The sequence below is a fragment of the Vibrio sp. 10N.286.51.E5 genome (genome assembly GCF_041469125.1).
Taxonomy (GTDB): domain Bacteria; phylum Pseudomonadota; class Gammaproteobacteria; order Enterobacterales; family Vibrionaceae; genus Vibrio; species Vibrio crassostreae_C.
In genome coordinates this window covers 1-423 of the sequence record NZ_JBFRJZ010000070.1, presented here as the reverse complement: position 1 = coordinate 423, position 423 = coordinate 1, and the positions used below count along the sequence as shown (strand labels likewise).

At 50.8% G+C, this 423-nt stretch carries 1 protein-coding gene; it reads left to right on the top strand.

The window, feature by feature from the left end:
* Window positions 1–387: group II intron maturase-specific domain-containing protein (locus AB4161_RS20630; RefSeq protein ID WP_372084131.1), on the top strand; the 387-nt coding region annotated here is incomplete at its 5' end.
* Window positions 388–423 lie beyond the last annotated feature (36 nt).

Below are 423 nucleotides of genomic sequence, written 5' to 3'. Positions count from 1 at the left end.
CGAGAGTTGCAAGCAGTCATAGCGGAATTAACTCAATACCTAAGAGGTTGGCAACACTACTTCAAACTCGCCATACGGAAAAGCAGCTTGCAGCGCTTAGACGAATGGATACGGCGACGGCTACGATGTTACCGCTTAAAACAACGCAAACGCAGATACGGCATAGCGACATGGTTACAACAACAAGGTGTAACGGAGCGCAATGCGTGGAAGGTAGCGATGTCAGATAAAGGGTGGTGGCACTTGGCCTTAACGCCGCAGTTAAATCACGCCATGCCAATAAAATGGTTCGAGGAGTTGGGCCTGTACTCATTGCGAGATGGGTATGAGTCACTGAAAATATATTCGGAACCGCCGTATGCGACCCACGCTTGTACGGTGGTGTGAGAGGACGGAGGCCGTGAGGCCTCCTCCTACTCGATT